Annotated in this window: 18 protein-coding genes; 10 read left to right on the top strand and 8 right to left on the bottom strand. The window is 58.0% G+C overall.

Annotated features, from left to right (window positions below; translation table 11 throughout):
* The first annotated feature begins 331 nt into the window (after positions 1 to 331).
* The gene (locus AC07N8_RS04160; protein ID WP_483840192.1) at positions 332 to 1165 is read left to right on the top strand and encodes an undecaprenyl-diphosphate phosphatase; all 834 of its coding nucleotides are present in this window, start codon (positions 332 to 334) and stop codon (positions 1163 to 1165) included.
* Between the two features lie 59 nt (positions 1166 to 1224).
* Here the strand turns inward: AC07N8_RS04160 and dusA are convergent, their stop codons facing one another.
* Positions 1225 to 2220 (bottom strand): tRNA dihydrouridine(20/20a) synthase DusA, encoded by a 996-nt coding sequence (gene dusA, locus AC07N8_RS04165; protein ID WP_483840191.1) that lies wholly within the window; start codon positions 2218 to 2220, stop codon positions 1225 to 1227.
* Positions 2221 to 2400: 180 nt separating this feature from the next.
* Between dusA and AC07N8_RS04170 the strand changes: the two genes are divergently transcribed.
* Positions 2401 to 3060, top strand: coding sequence for a hypothetical protein (locus tag AC07N8_RS04170; protein ID WP_483840190.1), 660 nt, complete (start codon positions 2401 to 2403; stop codon positions 3058 to 3060).
* 73 nt (positions 3061 to 3133) lie between these two features.
* Here the strand turns inward: AC07N8_RS04170 and AC07N8_RS04175 are convergent, their stop codons facing one another.
* The gene (locus AC07N8_RS04175) at positions 3134 to 3739 is read right to left on the bottom strand and encodes a transglycosylase SLT domain-containing protein (RefSeq protein WP_493142070.1); all 606 of its coding nucleotides are present in this window, start codon (positions 3737 to 3739) and stop codon (positions 3134 to 3136) included.
* A 286-nt stretch (positions 3740 to 4025) separates the two neighbouring features.
* Here AC07N8_RS04175 and AC07N8_RS04180 point away from each other — a divergent pair, with 286 nt between their 5' ends.
* On the top strand, positions 4026 to 4244 hold the full coding sequence (locus AC07N8_RS04180) for a hypothetical protein (RefSeq protein ID WP_483840188.1): 219 nt from the start codon (positions 4026 to 4028) through the stop codon (positions 4242 to 4244).
* 65 nt (positions 4245 to 4309) lie between these two features.
* On the opposite strand, the gene AC07N8_RS04185 is transcribed toward AC07N8_RS04180, so the two are convergent.
* Together AC07N8_RS04185 and AC07N8_RS04190 are read right to left on the bottom strand one after the other, a co-directional pair.
* Positions 4310 to 5095, bottom strand: coding sequence for a transporter substrate-binding domain-containing protein (locus AC07N8_RS04185; RefSeq protein WP_483840187.1), 786 nt, complete (start codon positions 5093 to 5095; stop codon positions 4310 to 4312).
* Between the two features lie 201 nt (positions 5096 to 5296).
* A complete protein-coding gene (locus tag AC07N8_RS04190; protein WP_483840186.1) occupies positions 5297 to 6001 on the bottom strand; it encodes a murein L,D-transpeptidase catalytic domain family protein in 705 nt (234 codons plus the stop codon).
* 81 nt (positions 6002 to 6082) lie between these two features.
* Between AC07N8_RS04190 and AC07N8_RS04195 the strand changes: the two genes are divergently transcribed.
* Positions 6083 to 7834, top strand: a complete 1752-nt coding sequence (locus AC07N8_RS04195) for a L,D-transpeptidase family protein (protein WP_493142068.1) — start codon at positions 6083 to 6085, stop codon at positions 7832 to 7834.
* Between the two features lie 34 nt (positions 7835 to 7868).
* Here the strand turns inward: AC07N8_RS04195 and AC07N8_RS04200 are convergent, their stop codons facing one another.
* Positions 7869 to 8336 carry a hypothetical protein gene (locus tag AC07N8_RS04200; RefSeq protein ID WP_493142066.1) on the bottom strand — a complete coding sequence of 156 codons (468 nt, stop codon included), beginning with the start codon at positions 8334 to 8336 and terminating at the stop codon, positions 7869 to 7871.
* Between the two features lie 99 nt (positions 8337 to 8435).
* Positions 8436 to 9284 (bottom strand): LysR substrate-binding domain-containing protein, encoded by an 849-nt coding sequence (locus AC07N8_RS04205; RefSeq protein ID WP_493142064.1) that lies wholly within the window; start codon positions 9282 to 9284, stop codon positions 8436 to 8438.
* Between the two features lie 108 nt (positions 9285 to 9392).
* On the opposite strand from AC07N8_RS04205, the gene AC07N8_RS04210 reads away from it, so the two are divergent.
* The 4 genes from AC07N8_RS04210 (at position 9393) to AC07N8_RS04225 (ending at position 14092) form a co-directional block, all read left to right on the top strand.
* Positions 9393 to 10097, top strand: a complete 705-nt coding sequence (locus AC07N8_RS04210) for a haloacid dehalogenase type II (RefSeq protein WP_483840182.1) — start codon at positions 9393 to 9395, stop codon at positions 10095 to 10097.
* A gap of 18 nt (positions 10098 to 10115) precedes the next feature.
* The gene (locus AC07N8_RS04215; protein ID WP_483840181.1) at positions 10116 to 10907 is read left to right on the top strand and encodes an aldolase; all 792 of its coding nucleotides are present in this window, start codon (positions 10116 to 10118) and stop codon (positions 10905 to 10907) included.
* Between the two features lie 65 nt (positions 10908 to 10972).
* Complete coding sequence (locus AC07N8_RS04220; RefSeq protein ID WP_483840180.1) at positions 10973 to 12544, top strand: sensor domain-containing diguanylate cyclase; 1572 nt, start codon at positions 10973 to 10975, stop codon at positions 12542 to 12544.
* Between the two features lie 141 nt (positions 12545 to 12685).
* Positions 12686 to 14092 (top strand): DUF1254 domain-containing protein, encoded by a 1407-nt coding sequence (locus AC07N8_RS04225; RefSeq protein ID WP_493142061.1) that lies wholly within the window; start codon positions 12686 to 12688, stop codon positions 14090 to 14092.
* A 47-nt stretch (positions 14093 to 14139) separates the two neighbouring features.
* On the opposite strand, the gene AC07N8_RS04230 is transcribed toward AC07N8_RS04225, so the two are convergent.
* A complete protein-coding gene (locus tag AC07N8_RS04230) occupies positions 14140 to 14445 on the bottom strand; it encodes a hypothetical protein (RefSeq protein ID WP_483840178.1) in 306 nt (101 codons plus the stop codon).
* A gap of 175 nt (positions 14446 to 14620) precedes the next feature.
* Entirely contained in the window at positions 14621 to 15205 is a 585-nt protein-coding gene (locus AC07N8_RS04235) for a GNAT family N-acetyltransferase (RefSeq protein ID WP_483840320.1), read from the bottom strand.
* 177 nt (positions 15206 to 15382) lie between these two features.
* Here AC07N8_RS04235 and AC07N8_RS04240 point away from each other — a divergent pair, with 177 nt between their 5' ends.
* Complete coding sequence (locus AC07N8_RS04240) at positions 15383 to 16177, top strand: exodeoxyribonuclease III (protein ID WP_483840177.1); 795 nt, start codon at positions 15383 to 15385, stop codon at positions 16175 to 16177.
* A gap of 111 nt (positions 16178 to 16288) precedes the next feature.
* Positions 16289 to 17116 carry an arylamine N-acetyltransferase family protein gene (locus tag AC07N8_RS04245; RefSeq protein WP_483840176.1) on the top strand — a complete coding sequence of 276 codons (828 nt, stop codon included), beginning with the start codon at positions 16289 to 16291 and terminating at the stop codon, positions 17114 to 17116.
* Positions 17117 to 17120: the final 4 nt, after the last annotated feature.

Here is a 17120-nt window from a genome sequence, read left to right on the forward strand (position 1 = left end):
CTGGCAAAAGAGTGTCATTGTGCCATCGCTTGGTTTGTTGTCCCGCCTTTCCAGCTCGATACGCTGTGCTGCCGGTTAACGCAGTCGCTGAGTGACTTTGTGGGTGAGTGTTATGAATGATCAGCACTGGGTTACTTGACATGTCAGTTTGAGCTTTCTTTGGTGCTGAACTAACTAGCATTGATCTCTGTATAACATCAGGGTTGTTAGTTGTAGTGGTGGACAATAATTAACATAGGGTTTTAATGCGCAGCTGAATGCGTTTTAATTTCTCTTTAGCGATGCATTAAAAGCACGTCAGTGGATGTGTTTTTGTCGATGGGGAGGATTGATGGATTTTTGGACTACTGTGTCGGTATTGATTTTAGGTGTGGTCGAAGGGCTGACAGAGTTTTTGCCAATATCAAGTACAGGGCATCAGATTATTGTTGCGGACTTGCTCGACTTCGGCGGTCAGCGGGCGATGGCCTTTAATATCATCATTCAACTGGGTGCAATCCTGGCGGTTGTCTGGGAGTTTCGTCGGAAAATCCTCGAGATCGTCACGGGCCTGCCAACTCAACGTAATGCACAACGTTTTACTTTGAACTTGCTCATCGGTTTTATGCCGGCCGTTGTCTTGGGCGTTTTGTTCGCCGATAAGATCCATGAGTATCTGTTTAATCCCATCACCGTGGCAGTGGCATTGGTCGTGGGTGGCTTTATCATGTTGTGGGCAGAGCGGCGTGAACATGTGGTGTATGTCGACAATGTTGATGATATGCGCTGGACCGACGCCCTGAAGGTCGGCTTCGCACAGTGCCTGGCAATGATTCCGGGCACCTCACGCTCTGGATCGACCATTATCGGTGGGCTGCTGTTTGGTCTGTCGCGCAAGGCCGCTACCGAGTTTTCGTTCTTCCTGGCCATGCCGACCATGGTCGGTGCCGCGGTCTACTCAGGCTACAAGTATCGAGACCTGTTCCAGGCCGACGACCTGCCAGTGTTTGCCCTGGGTTTTATCACGGCGTTCTTGTTCGCCATGATCGCTGTGCGCGGCTTGCTCAAGTTCATCGCCAACCACAGTTACGCCGTATTCGCCTGGTACCGGATCGTATTTGGTTTGTTGATCCTGGCAACCTGGGCATTTGGCTGGGTCAACTGGACTGAGGCAGCAGCGCTCTGACACATACACCAGGCTGCGGGAAATCCAGCCTGGTTGCTTCACTCGCCAATCGCTAACCGTTAGCGCCCCTCAAGTAACTCCGCTGCCTGATCCAGCAACGCCAAAGGCTCTTTAGCCTTGTGAATGTCCACCGACAACAACTGCCGAAACTTGCGCGCCCCCGGAAACCCAGTGCCCAATCCGAGAACATGCCGGGTGATATGGTGCATCGAGCCACCCGCATCAATGTGCGCGGCAATGTAAGGCCGTAACTGTGCCAGCGCCTCGGCGCGGCTGATCACCGGCGCCGTACTGCCGAACAGTTGCTGATCCACCTCAGCCATCACATAAGGATTGTGATAGGCCTCGCGGCCCAACATCACGCCGTCGAACGTCTGCAGATGTTCGTGGCAGGCCTCCAGCGTCTTGATTCCGCCGTTGAGAATAATCTCCAGCTCCGGAAAATCCGTCTTCAACTGCGCCGCTACGTCATAACGCAGGGGCGGAATGTCGCGGTTCTCCTTCGGCGACAGCCCCTCCAGAATCGCAATCCGCGCATGTACCGTAAAACTCGTGCACCCGGCATCCCGAACCGTGCCGACGAAATCGCAGAGCTCCTCGTAACTGTCCCGTCCGTTGATCCCGATGCGGTGCTTCACCGTCACCGGAATCGACACCGCATCGCGCATCGCCTTCACACAATCGGCCACCAACTGCGGATGCCCCATCAGGCACGCGCCGATCATGTTGTTCTGCACCCGGTCACTCGGGCAGCCGACATTGAGATTCACCTCGTCGTAGCCGTGTTCCTGGGCCATGCGGGCGCAGGCGGCGAGGTCCAGCGGGACACTGCCACCGAGTTGCAGGGCGAGCGGGTGTTCGGCTTCGTTGTGACGGAGGAAGCGATCGTGATCGCCGTTGAGCAGCGCGCCGGTCGTGACCATTTCGGTGTAGAGGAGGGCGTTCTTCGACAATAGACGTAGGAAAAAACGGCAGTGTCTGTCAGTCCAGTCCATCATCGGGGCGACGGAGAAGCGGCGGGAGAGCGGGGCGGGTGCGGCAGTGATTGGGGGCATTGGGGGTCTGGAATCGGTGGGGCGAAAGACCGGAGTTTATCAGGAATGGGCTGGTTGGGTTGAGGCGAGTCGTGCGAGGTTAATCCTCCGGATGCCGGAAAAGGTATTGAGCGAGACAGTTATTAGGCGGACTGATAGCATCTGGCTACTAATTACAAAGCTGTTCGAGGAAGGGATCCCATGCTCAAGAAAATTGCATCACTGGCTTTTGTTACCGCCAGCATTTTTGTATTTGCGCAAAGCGCCGCCGCCGAAGAAAAGCTCTTCAAGAACTACGTCTATCAATCCCCCCTCGTGAACTACACCGAAGCCTCGGGTTACTACGACTGCTCTGAAGATGTCGGCGGGACGGCAAGGTGCATCGACGACGTCGACTTCCTCGAAGAGAAATTCACCGTGGCGTTGGTGTTCTCGGGTAACAAGTTGATCATGGTGTCGTTGATCAGCCCGTTCGATCAGGATTTGTATGGCAAGGCCATCGCAGGTCTTTCCAAGACCTTCACATTGGTTTCCATGACCGATGATAAGTCGATGCTGGATGTGGTCGAAGTCGCGAAGAAAGTGAGCAGCAAAGACGAGTTGACCGCGAAGTTAGCCAACTTTGAACAGGTCGGCCTGACCTCTGGGAATTTGACCTATACGTTCCTGGAGGGTGTGAATGCCAAAGGGCAGTCGAATGCGATTGGCGCGTTGAATGCTTCGCCTGATAACACGAGGTCTGCTGAGTTGGTGCTTGCGGGGGAAGGGGCTGATGCGGGGTTGTTGATTCGGTTTTCGTTTCCGCGGTTAGAGGCTAACAAGATTATTCAGGCGGCGAAGAAGCCGGTTGAGGCATTCTGATTGAGTGCTAAAAGGGGCAGACGAATTAAATAGGTCTGCCCCTTTTCTCGTACACACTCGTCAAGTGCCCAATTCAAAAAAACCAACTACGATCATCTTCCAGCGCCTGACGACAAAGCTTGAGCTGCGAATTATAACTCTGTGATTGTTGTTCTACTTTGCGCGCAACCTGCATGAGCCAAGGCTTGCCGAGGTAGGTGCCGTTACGATAGCCCCCACGGCCCTCGTGGTACGCCAGGTATTGGTTGTAAGCGTCCCATTTGGAGATTCCGAGTTGGCGCTGGGTGCCGGTTGTGTACCAGCCTATGAACATGATCGCGTCATCAAAGTTGTCACGCGAGCCGCCATTTCCGGTGCCGTTTTTGTACTCGCCCCACACCGGGTCTTGCGCTTGCGCATAACCGTAGGCGGAACTGACTCGGCCCCAAGGGATAACCCACAACAGGTAGTCGCGAGGTGGCAAGGCATCGGAAATAAAACTGCTTTCTTGCTTCATGATTGCCATCGCCACATGTTGAGGCGTGCCCCACTTTTCCTGCATCTTCAGCGAGTCTTCATACCAGTCAGGGTATTCACGATAAATATTGCAGAGGTTGTTCTGGTCTTTGGGTGGTGGCGTTGCGCAGCCCGTCAAGGTCAGCAGCATCAATATGGGTAGCCATGTTCGCCATTGCTTCATTCATCGTGTCTCGAAAAAGAGTAAGGGCGAGGTCTGCCCATCTTCGTTGCTCATGGCTCACATGGAGCAAAGCACCGCTAGCAACGTCTGATGTCATTTGGCTGGATGGGGTCACCCGTCAGGCGATTGGCTTTGTAACGTTCTGCGACCGTTGAACCGGCCAAAACATCCAACCTGAACCAACGCTGTCGACCTGCGAAGTTTCATAATCCCCACCGAAATTGCAGCCTAGGATGACAACTCAACCTCGCATCACCGCGCCCTCCATCCCACAGGGAACTGAAAAATGATCTCGAATCTCTTCAAAGTCGTGCTAATCGGTGGTGCAGTGCTGTTGAGTGCCTGTTCGGGCGCAAGCACCCATAGCGAATATTCGGAAGCCACGCTGCCGTCTGCCGGCTTTGGCCCGGGGCCGACCAACAACGCCACCAAGATGAATTTCCATGGCAGTGCGCTCGGCAACAGCTTCGGCGAGTACAGTTCGGGGTTGTTGCACGACGATTAACTAACGGCGGAAGTGATTCCGCCGTTTTGCGTTTTGCCTGATATGGGGGGGCGGTAACTAGCGGCTTATTTAGTCTCGGGCGTTGCTATCCACTGGCTTAGAACCTTCTGGTAACTGCCCGTCACCTTGGCCAAGTGCAGCCACTGATCGACATACACCTTCCAGGTGATGTCGTCGCGCGGCAGTAGGTAAGCTTTTTCCCCGTACTGCATGAACTGACTCGGGTTCACTGCGCACAAACCGGGTTTGAGTTTCTGCTGGTACAACGCTTCCGAAGCATCGGTGATCATCACGTCAGCCTTCTTATCCAGCAGTTCCTGGAAGATGGTCACGTTGTCGTGAAGGCTCAGTTGCGCCTTGGGCAGGAAGGCGTGAACAAACGCTTCGTTCGTCCCACCGGCCGGTTCAACAAGTCGCACTTTAGGCTGGTTGATTTGCTCGATGGTTTGGTACAGCGCCTGATCTTCGCAACGCACTAGCGGGATCTTGCCGTCGACGTCCAGCGTGGTGCTGAAGAAGGCTTTTTTCTGCCGTTCCAGGGTCACCGAGATACCGCCCATGCCGATATCGCATTTACCCGCCAGCATGTCCGGCATCAGGGTTTTCCAGGTCGTTGGCACCCATTCAACTTTGGCACCGAGGCTGTCCGCCAGTGAGCGGGCCATGGCGATGTCGATGCCTGAGTATTCGCCGTCCTCGGCTTTGGAGGTATAGGGTTTGTAGTCACCCGTGGTGCATACGCGAAGTTGGCCTTGCTGGATGACGCTGTCCAGATGCGAGGGTTCTGCCTGAACGCCAAACGATAGAGCGAACAAACCACCGAGCATCATTGTGCTTTTTATGTTCTTCATTGTTCTCGGACTTTTTTGATGGATTCTCATCAGCCCCGCGTTAACGCAGAGCCGTCCCCGAACGGATAATAAACACTAAATACAATCCAGAGGTTTGAATCGTGGATGCATGCCGCTGAGCCCGGCCCGTCAACGTGGAGTTGACGGCGAGGCTAACGAGGGCTGCCTTTCAAAAGACTGAGGGGGAGGGGCGCGCGGTATTTACTTGCGGACAGTGGATTTGGACGCCGACGCGACCGTGCCACTGCCGCAGTTGATATACGAAGAGGTTTTCAACCAGCGCTGATCCGGATAGTAAGAGAACAACAGCTGCCCATCTTTCATCGAATCAATCAGCCGATGCGCAATCGCCGGCCTGACTGCCGGGCAGCCGAGACTTCTACCGATACGGCCATTGACCCGAGCCAGCATTGGATTCACATAGGGCGCGCCGTGAATCACGATCGCCCGGTCAAAGGCGTTATCGTTGAAACCCGGTTCCAGGCCTTCCATGCGCAGCGAGTAACCGTTTTGCCCGACATAACTTGACTGTGTCCGGTACAAGCCGAGACTGGTGGCGAAGCTTTCGTTTTGATTGGAGAAGTTGACGGCCATGTTCTCGCCGCTGTTTCGACCGTGGGCAACCAGTTCATGGAACAGCAACTTGCGTTTTTTAAGGTCGAACACCCACAACCGTTGTTCGGTCGAAGGAAGGGAATAGTCGATGATCGCAAGCCTTTGGACAGGGGCTGCGCCTTGAGCGATGCTGCATTGTGAAGCGCGGACGGCCAGGTTAATGACTTTAGCGTCGGCACCGGGTGCTGCTTTGACGAGGGCGGCGGCCAGCGAATCGGCGTAGGCTGACGGTACGGACATTGCAGTCAGTAGCAGGGCCGCCAATGGAAGGCCAAAACGTAGTAGCGCCATATAGATGTCTCATCATGTTAAGTTCGAGTCTAGCAGTGCGTGGGAAGCTAGCGAGTGAATGCGGGAGATTAAGGATTATCCATGGTGCAATTAACAAGGTTATTCGTCATAAGCCGCATGTTTTTTATGGGCTTTCTGATCAGCGGTGCAGCAGTCGCCGAAACTTCGCCGATTGAGCCGGTAACTGCGCCGAGCACCGTGATGGATGCCGCAGCGGACGACAACGTCGCTCAAACGATTCAGGCGACGCTTGCGCCATTGAAAACCGCATTCCCTCCCTTGCTCACTTCAAAACGCTATCGGCGGGTGGATGTCAGTCGTCTGGTCATGGATTTTTATACCCATCGCGCCTATCGCGCGGCGTGGACCAACGACAGCGATGTCGCACAGTTGATCAAAAGCCTGAACAACCTCCAGGCCGACGGTTTGAACCCGGCGGATTTTCGTATAGATGAAATTGTCCGGACTCAACCTTCGGTGCAAACCCTGACCGCCTCGACTGAGCAGCGTGCAGCGTTTGATATCGCCACCACTCACACCTTTATTACCGCGCTGCTGCAATTGCGGCGCGGCAAGGTCGACCCGGCACGGCTGGACAATCACTGGAATTTTGATTCGAACGGCGTCGATCCCCGTGACGACATCAACGCCTTCTTCGCTGCGCTCGACAATCACGACGTGGCGAGTGCTTTCGCCCAGGCGCCCCCGCAAGAGGCGGTGTACGTCAGTTTGCGTCAGGCCCTGGCTCAACTGCGCGGCATTCGGGATCGGGGTGGCTGGCCGAAAGTGGTTGTTGATCATTCCCTCAAGCCCGGCATGGACGAGCCCGCTGTCGCACAGTTGCGCGCGAGGATGGTCGCGGCAGGCTTTCTCGATCCGCGGTTGATCCGCGGTACGAAATACGATGGCGCCGTCACCGCAGCGGTGAAGAAGTATCAGACCGAGCAGTACCTTGGCGCGGATGGTATGGCGGGGGCGACGACCCTGGCGGCTCTGAATGTGCCCGTCGAGGCGCGCATCGACCAGGTGCGGGTGAACATGGAGCGGGCGCGCTGGCTGCTTTATAAACTGCAGGGCACGTTCGTTATCGTCGATATCGCCGGCTACAAGGTGGCGATGTACCGCGATGGCCAACCGATCTGGCGCTCCCGGGTGCAAGTCGGTAAAACGGCGCGCAATACCCCGATTTTTCAGGCGCAGATTACCTACATCACCTTTAACCCGACCTGGACGGTGCCGCCGACGATCCTCAAGGAAGACGTGATACCAAAAGTCCAGGCCAATCCAGGCTACCTGGCCTCCAACCGGATACGCGTACTGGATCGAGAAGGCAACGTGCTCGATCCGTCGACCGTTGACTGGAACAATGCACGCGGGCTGACCCTGCGTCAGGATGCGGGGCCTGACAGCTCGCTGGGCCAGGTGGTGATCCGCTTCCCCAACGACTATGCGATCTACCTCCACGACACGCCGCACCGCGAGTTGTTTGCCAAAACTGTCCGGGCGACCAGTTCGGGCTGCATTCGGGTCGAGAACCCGCTGCAACTGGTGGAGCTGCTGTTCAACGATCCGGTGAAATGGAACAGCGCCGGCATTCAGAAACAATTGGCCAATGGCAAGACCGAGAACATCCGGCTTCCCGTGAAAGTGCCGGTGTTGTTGGCGTATTGGACGGTGGACCTGGAGAGTGACGGGCGAGTGGCGTTCAAGCCTGATGTGTATGGTTATGACGCCCCGGTGTTGCAGGCGCTGAATCGGCCCGCACCCGTGCCGGCGATGGATTGGCGTGCGGCGACGGGTTCGGTGGTAGCGTCGGGGCCGGGTGTGCAATAGGGGACACAGCACGTTCCCCTTAAGTCGCGGTGGTCTAGAGTTCTAATCCCTCTTGCACCGCCGTCAGCAAGAGGTGCTCGGTCAATGCCACCGCATCCGTTTGCTCATTGGACTGCTCAATCGTTTGCAGCCACCAATGCGTCTCACCGTGCTCGTCCACGGTGCGCAACAGGGCGAGTTCTTTACCCTTGGAGTGAACCTCGACGCGTCCCGCACCATCCATGGTGAAGCGTGCTACCGGATCGAACGTCAGGGTGTGGCGATTACCTTCGATCAGCAGTTGGTCGATGGCATAGTCGAACGTTTCCCCGTCCTGACTGCTCTCGAACACATGAGTGGGATTACGCCGCAGGACCAATCCCACCTCGGTCAACGGATGCAGCCAACCCTCGATCTGGTGATACAGCTCGTAAACCTGACTCGGCCAGCTGTCGATCGCCTGATCGGCGTGGGTGGATCCGGTGTGTTTCAACTTCGTGGCGAGCTCGTCTGCCTTACTCATTTCGATTCCTTGTCATGATGTAAGTGTAAGCGTAGCGCCTCCAACGCCATCCGGGTCTTGCCTTGGGTCATGCCTGCCCTACAAGCGTGACAAATCTTTTCAGGCCGGCAGGACCGTCAATTCTCCCCGCAAAAACTCCACAAGTCCGCGCTGCAACCCGGTCAGTGCGCCCTCACGACTGATCAACGCCAATTCCGTCGGCGGCAACGCAGGCAAATCGGTACACACCTGGTGCTCCGGCAACACCGCCGAGGCCGGCAACACGGAAATCCCCAACCCCGACGCCACTGCCGCCTGAATCCCGGTCAAGCTGTGGCTGCCAAACGCAACCCGCCACGGCCGCTGCGCCACATCCAGCAATCGAATGGCGCGCTGGCGATAAATGCACCCCTGCGGGAACAGTGCCAAAGGCAACACGCCATGGGCCGAATCCACGTCCATGCCTTTCACCCAGACCAACGCCTCGGGCCATGCCGCCCAGCACGGGCCGCTGTCGGGTTCGCGTTTGATCAGGGCGATGTCGATTTCACCGGAGGCGAGTTTCTGTTTCAGATCAGTGCTCATGCCGCTGACCGTTTCCAGTCGGGCTTCTGGCCGCGCGCGGTTGAAGCCGGCGAGGATCAACGCCATGCGCCGCGCATCGAAGTCTTCCGGTACGCCGATCCGCAGGATCTCCAGATCCAGCTCGCTGGACAGCGCTTCAACGGCCTCCGACGACAAGGCCAGCAAGCGCCGGGCATAGTGAATCAGCAGTTCGCCGTGTTCGGTGACGTTGACGTTTTGCCCGGTCCGGTCGCGAAGCAGCAGCGAATGCCCGACCAGCTCTTCCAGTTTGCGCACCTGCTGGCTGACGGTGGACTGCGTGCGGTGTACGCGTTCGGCGGCGCGGGTGAAGCTGCCTTCATCGACCACGCAGACGAAGGTCTTGAGCAATTCAAGATCGAGCATGGCGCACCTCTTCATATTTGTTTTTCAACTGAGTAGTCGATACTAATTTAATTTCACACTATCGCCTACGGCTCGTAGTCTGAGGATCACCTTTCAGAGGAGACGAACATGACACTCAACAACACCCCGCGCCCCGAATGGCTGACCTTCGATTGCTACGGCACGCTGATTCAGTGGGACGAAGGCCTCAACGCCGTGGTCGGCGAGATTTTGCGTGACAAGGGCGATCACCGCGTCGATGCCCAGCGCCTGATCGAGGTGTACGACCGGCATGAACATCGTCTTGAGCAAATTCCGCCGCATCGCTCGTTTCGCCAGTTGAGTACGCAGGGGTTGCAACTCGCGCTGGAAGAATTGGGGCTGGCGTCTCGTCCAGAGGACAGCCAAAGACTGGCCGCGGCCATCCCGCAGATGCCGCCGTTCCCCGAAGTGATCGAGACGCTCGCCCGACTCAAGGCGATGGGCTTCAAGCTGTGCATTGTGTCGAACACCGACGACGACATCATCGCCGGCAACGTCGCGCAACTTGGCGGGCATATCGACCGGGTCATTACGGCCCAGCAGGCGGGCGCCTACAAGCCGGATCCGCGGCTGTTTGACTACGCTCATCAACAGCTTGGCGTGCGTCGTGACCAAGTGGTGCACATTTGCGCGAGCCCGACGCTGGATCACACCGCCGCCCGCGACATGCACTTCCGGTGCGTCTGGATCGATCGCGGCACCGGGCGGCAGTTACTGCCGGACTATCAGCCTGACGCGATATTGAACACGCTGGATCAGGTCGTGCCCTTGTTCACCTCCCTCGGCTGGTAAAAATACGGAGTCATTGTCATGGCACACACCCTTGCAGGCTCCACTCGTGCGGCGCGTTATGCCGACCTCAATCTGGACAGCGAAGCCGTCATCACCGCCCGGTCGGAGCTGGCGGCGTGTTTTCAACTCGCGGCGCTTCACGGATTGGAGGAGGGCATCTGCAATCATTTTTCGGCGATGGTGCCAGGCCGTGATGATGTGTTTTTCGTGAACCCTTACGGCTATGCATTTGCCGAGGTGACGGCGGCGAATCTGCTGGTCTGCGACTTTCACGGCAATGTCGTGGATGGGGAAGGGCAGCCTGAAGCGACCGCGTTTTACATTCACGCGCGGCTGCATCAACAGTTGCCGAGGGTGAAAGTCGCGTTTCACACGCACATGCCGCATGCGACAGCGTTGTGTTTGCTTGAGGGGGCGCCGCTGTTGTGGCTGGGCCAGACTGCCTTGAAGTTCTACGGTCGCACGGCGGTGGACGAGCACTACAACGGCCTGGCCCTCGACGAATCCGAAGGCGACCGGATTGCCGGCGTCTTGGGCAACGCTGACATTTTGTTTCTCAAGAACCACGGAGTGATTGTCGCCGGGCCGACCATCGCCGAGGCCTGGGACGACCTGTATTACCTGGAACGGGCCGCGCAGGTGCAGTTGCTGGCGATGGCCACTCAGCGTGAACTGAAACCGGTGCCCCACGAAATTGCGCAACGGGCGTATGAGCAAATGCGCTTGGGCGATGCCGAGAGTGCTCGTGCACATTTGGAAAGTGCGATGCGGCGTCTGTCCAAAGCACAATTGCCCCACACCACGGCGTAGACTAAGCTCACAAAAAATAAGGGTTTTGGGCCTTCGCCCACGCCTTACCCTTACAGGACGAGCTTTTGCCTATCCCTCTTCACGACCCGCATCACGCCCCCGGCGGCGCGTTGAAACGGTTGCCGCTGCTGACAGCATCGGTGCTGTTTATCGCGACGGTGTGCCTGTGCCTTTGTGCTTTGTTGTACCTGCAACTGGAGCAGTCGCGCAGCCACGATCTGGACGAGGCGCAAGTGGCGTCGTCGAACCTGACCCGGGCCATGGCGCAGCAGGCTGAAGACACCTTCATGAAAGCCGACCTGGTGCTGACCAGCCTGGTGGACTGGATTCAAGCCGACGGTTATGGCACTGCACAACGGCCGCGCTTGCAGAAAACCTTTGCCCGCAGGGTGCTGTCGCTGGACCAGTTGCACGGGATTTTCCTGTTCGACAAACAGGGGCAGTGGGTGGTGACGTCGTTTGAGGACTTGCCCCGGGGCGCGGGGGTGGCCGATCGTGACTACTTCAAGTTTCACCAGCAAAACGTGTCGTCGGTCGCGCACATCGGGCCGGCCATTCGCAGTCGGCAGAATGGCGAGTGGATCATTCCAGTGTCCAAACGCATCAACGACAAGAACGGCAAGTTTCAGGGCGTGCTGCTGGCCGGCATCAAGATGGCGTACTTCGATCAATTCTTCAAAAGCTTCAACATCGATGACAAGGGCGCGATGTTTTTGGCCCTGAGCGATGGAACACTGTTGGCGCGACGGCCTTTTGTGGAGTCGCTGATCAACACGTCATTGGCCAAGGGCGATATCTTCCAGAACCTGCTGCCAAACGCACCGGCCGGCAACGCGATGATCGGTTCGGTCGTGGACGGCATCGTCCGCTTGTACGGCTATCGTCAACTGGAAGGTTATCCACTGGTGGTTTCCGCAGCGTCCTCGCGGGACGCGGTGCTCAAGGGCTGGTACGACACGGCGTTTCAATCCAGTGTCATTGTGGCGCTGGTGATCCTGGGCGTGGGGTTGTTCGGCTGGGTGTTCATTCATCAAGTGCGCGACGGTGAGCGGATCGAGGCTGATTTGCGCAAGGCGCAAGAAGCGCTGGAGCTGATTGCCACTCACGATAGCCTGACCGGCCTGGCCAACCGTCGGTTGTTCGAAAGGGCACTGGACATCGAGTTCGCGCGCGGTGCCCGGCAGTTGAGTTCGTTGAGCCTGGTCATGCTCGATATCGATTTCTTCAAACGCTACAACGACACCTACGGCCATGTCGCCGGTGACCATTGCCTGGCCGAGGTGGCGCGAGCGCTGAAGAGTTGCTGCCATCGCAAGGCCGATCTGGCGGTGCGTTATGGCGGTGAAGAGTTCGCCGTGTTGCTGCCCAACACCGACATTCATGGCGCGTTGGCGATTGCCGAGCAAATCCGCCGTAGCGTCATGGACAAGAACATCACCCACAGCGGTTCGCCCACGGGTTATGTGACGGTCAGTCTGGGCTGTTACGCGTTCATACCGACCGGGCGCGACAGCCTTGAAGTGTTCATCGAACGCGCCGATGCGGCGTTGTATCAGGCCAAGCATTCGGGGCGTAACCGGGCCTGCGTGTTGTCGATGGAAGGGGGCGTGGAGGCGCTGTTGCGCTCTGATCGTTGAGTCGCCCGCCATGTTGTTTCAGTCTTGCAACACCCCGGCAACCGGCCGTCCGCCTGTCAGTTCTGGCTGAATCGATCGTCTAGAGTTCCGTTAGCCCTGCCGAGCCCGGCAGCGCTCCCCAACGCACGGACGATCGCCTAAATGTTGATCACTCAAGCATTGACAGCCGTTGCTCTAACCCTCGCCGCTGCCGCCGTTTTTCCACTGGCCAGCCAGGCTCAATCGAAAGTCACGCCCGAAGAGGCACACGCCATTGGCGTCGACGCCTACCTGTATTTTTATCCGCTGCTGACCATGGACATCACCCGCAAACAGTTCACCAATATCGAACCCGGCAAGGAGTTTGGTAAAGGCCCGATGAACACGTTTGTGAGCGTGCCGCAGTACCCGCCGGCAAATTTCAAAGGGGTCGTGCGCGCGAACTTCGACACGTTGTATTCCATCGCCTGGCTCGACTTGACCAAGGAACCATTGGTGATTTCCGCACCGGACACCGCGGGGCGTTTTTATCTGTTGCCGATGCTCGACATGTGGAGCGACGTATTTGCCTCGCCCGGTTGGCGCACGACCGGTACGCAGGCCAGTCAGTTTCTGGTCACCCCGCCGGGCTGGACCGGAACAGTCCCGGCCGGATTGAACCATTTGCCGGCGCCGACGCCTTTCGTCTGGATCATCGGTCGTACCAAGACCGATGGCGAAGCTGACTACGCAGCCGTGCACAGCATTCAGGCGGGCTACACGGTGACGCCGTTGTCGCAGCTGGGTAAAAAAGCCGAACCGGTTACCGTGAAAATCGACCCGACGGTGGACATGAAAACGCCGCCGAAGATTCTGGTCGATACGATGTCGGCAGCCAATTACTTTGCCTACGCTGCCGAGCTGCTCAAAGTGCATCCGCCACACCTCACCGACCAGCCGATCCTGGCGCAGATGCAGCGCATTGGTATTGAAGTAGGCAAATCGTTCAATGTTGAGGCGCTGGACCCGGCCGTGAAAGCCGCACTGCAGACCGTGCCTGATGAAGCGCAGACGCTGATGAAGTGGAAGGTGGCAACCCTCGCTCGCGTGGTCAATGGCTGGTCGATGAACACCGACACCATGGGCGTCTATGGCAACTACTACCTTAAACGCGCAATCGTGGCCCAGGTCGGGCTGGGGGCTAACTTGCCCGAGGATGCGATTTATCCTCTGAACATGGGCGATGACCAGGGCAAGCCGCTCGACGGGGCCAACAAGTACGTGCTGCATTTCGATAAAGGCGAAGCGCCGCCGGTGAACGCTTTCTGGTCGATCACCTTGTACGATCCGGAAGGGTTTCAGGTGGGCAATTCACTCAACCGTTTTGCGGTCAGTAGCTGGATGCCGTTCAAGACCAATGCCGATGGCTCTCTGGATATCTACTTCCAGAACGAAAGCCCCGGCAAGGACCTGGAGGCCAATTGGCTGCCCGCTCCCAAAGGCGAGTTCAACCTGACCATGCGCTTGTATGGCCCGAAACCCGAAGCGCTGAACGGCAAGTGGAACCCGCCAGCAGTCAAGCGCACGTAATGGGCGGGTAACGAAAGCAGGCCACTTCATGGCCTGCTTTTATTCGTTCAGCTGCCTGTTCCACCCCCCGCACCTCCGGTTCCGCCACCCGCCGCCCCGGTGCCACCGCCTGCGCCCGAACCCGAACCACTGGCGCCGCCGTTTGTCCCGGTTCCAGAGCCGCCACCCGAATCCGTGTTACTCCCGGCTGGAGGCGTGCCGGGGGTGTGGTCGGTAGACATGCCCGAGCCGCTGTTGGTCCCGGACTGAGAGCCGGTCGAACCGGTACCGTCGTTGGACGCTGCAAACGTGGCTGCCGAGGCGGTGCATAACAAGCCTGCGAGTATCAGCGACGTGAATTTTTTGGTCATCATGGTCCGTCTCCAAAAGATGAGTCGTTACCTGATATTGGTGCGAAGGACGGGGTGGTTGGTGCCAGTTGGATGACGAGTGGTCACCCCGGCTCAAGGTGTGAGGGAGCCAGCCAACTCAGCTTCAACAGACCTGACGCCATCGCAAGCAGGCTCACTCCTACAGAGTTTTGAGGTGTTAGCGAGGGCTGTATCCGGCCAGTTTCTGCTCGAGATTACTCCGCACCGCCGGCCATTCGTCATCAATAATGCTGAACCGCACCGAGTTGCGCTTGCGGCCGTCGGGCATGATCCGTTCGTGGCGCACGATGCCTTCCTGTTGCGCACCCAGCCGTAAAATTGCCTGACGGGATGCCTGGTTGTTCTCGTCGGTGGTGAATTGCACCCGCACACAGTCCAGCACCTCGAAGGCATGGCGCAGCATCAGGTACTTGGCTTCGGTGTTGACGAAGGTTTTCTGCCAGCTCGCGCTGATCCAGCTGCTGCCGATTTCCAGCTTGCGGTTGAGTCGGTCGATTTTCCAGAAGCGTGTTGAACCGATTACCTCGCCGCTGTCGTTGAGCACGATGACGAACGGCAGGACCGTGCCGGCATCGCGGCCATCCAGGGCTTTTTTCAGGTAACTGTCGACGGTCGTCGGGGAGGGCACGACAGTGACCGTCAGGTTCCACAGCTCACCGTCCTGCGCGGCATCGAGCAGCGCGGCGGCATCACTGAATTGCAGGGGCCGCAGGCTGATTCGTTGACCGTCCAGGGTGTCCATGTTCAAGGCCTTCTCGGGAAAAAAAAACGCGGGGGCGCGCGCCATTACAAGGGAGCCGTCGTCGATTGGCAAGTGCGGCACTGACACCTTTAATCGCCTGCTGTGCTGATCACGGCAACTGTCGCCACGCAATCGGGTCACAACCGGATACCGCCAATCCGTTGCGAGCCTCGGACCATGAAAAACCTGAAAATCGCCACTTTCAACGTCAACGGCCTGCGCGCACGCCTGCCCAACTTGTTGGCGTGGCTGGAACGGGAAAAACCGGACATCGCGTGTTTGCAGGAGCTCAAGTCGGTCGACTCGGCATTTCCGGCTGCCGAACTTGAAGCGGCCGGTTACGGTGCAATCTGGCAGGGCCAGTCGTCGTGGAACGGTGTGGCGATTCTGGCGCGAGATGCGCAACCGCTGGAGAGCCGGCGCGGTTTGCCGGGTGACGACACGGACACCCACAGTCGCTATCTGGAAGCGGCGGTGCACGGCGTGCTGGTGGGGTGCCTGTATCTGCCCAATGGCAACCCGCAGCCGGGGCCGAAGTTCGATTACAAACTGGCGTGGTTCGAACGGCTGATCGCCTATGCCAAGGATCTGCAGAGCAGCGAGCACCCTGTGGTGCTGGCGGGAGACTACAACGTGGTGCCCACCGATCTGGACATCTACAACACGCGCTCCTGGCTCAAGGATGCGTTGCTGCAACCGCAAAGTCGCGCGTGTTATCAACGCTTGCTGGATCAGGGCTGGACTGACTCCCTGCGTCATTTGTATCCCGAGGATCGGCTTTACACCTTCTGGGATTATTTCCGCCAACACTGGCAGAGCAATTCCGGGCTGCGCATCGATCACCTGTTGCTGAACCCGGCGCTGAGTCCTTATCTGCAAGAGGCGGGGGTCGATGCCTGGGTGCGCAATGAGCCGCATGCCAGCGATCACGCGCCGACGTGGATTCGTGTGAGTTCGCGTAAGCGACATTGATATTGGCCAGTGGGTTGATTGGCTAAATCAATTGTCAGTTGAAGCACCTTATCCCTTATACCTGTCGGCCATCGGCGGAGAGATCCGCGGCCCATGCATAAGGACTGAGCAATGAGCGAGCCACGCCTGACCCACCTTGCGTTGTATCTACAGCGTCTGGGCTTCGATGCACCCCCGGCGCCGACCCTGGCAACCCTGCGTCAGCTGCAACTGCGCCATACCGGTGTCTTCGCGTTCGAAAACCTCACCACGTTGTCGGGTGAGCCGGTGCTGATAGACCTGCCATCCATCGAGCAGAAAGTCCTGTTCGACGGTCGCGGTGGCTACTGCTATGAACTCAACAACCTGTTCCTGGCGTTGCTCCAGGAACTGGGCTTCGATGCTCGCGGCATCAGCGGCCGTGTCGTGATGGGCCAACCCGAAGGCGCGTGGACTGCGCGTACGCACCGCTTGAGCCTGGTTACGCTGGACGGCGTGCGCTACATCACCGATGTGGGCTTCGGCGGCATGGTCCCCACCGCACCCCTGATACTCGATACCGACGCTGAACAACTCACACTGCATGAACCGTATCGCATAGAACACCATGAAGATGGCTACACCTTGCGGGCCAACGTCAGTGGCGAGTGGCGCCCGATGTACATTTTTGACCTGCAGCGTCAGGAAGACATCGACTACACCGTCGGTAACTGGTACGTCTCGACCCATCCCGAATCGTCATTTGCGCGGCAGCTGATGGTTGCCCGGACCGGAGACGGCTGGCGCCGTACGCTGAACAACGGCAGCTTTGCGATACACCGGGTCGGTCGCGAAAGCGAACGGCGGCAGGTGGTGGATGTGGACGAGCTGGTCGGGGTACTGCAGGACGAGTTCGGGATTCGGGTGCCGGAAAATGCACAGTTGAAACGGCGGCTTGAGCAATTGGTTCGCCCAAGCTGAGCCA

Source organism: Pseudomonas sp. GW821-FHT10C09, assembly GCF_059415465.1.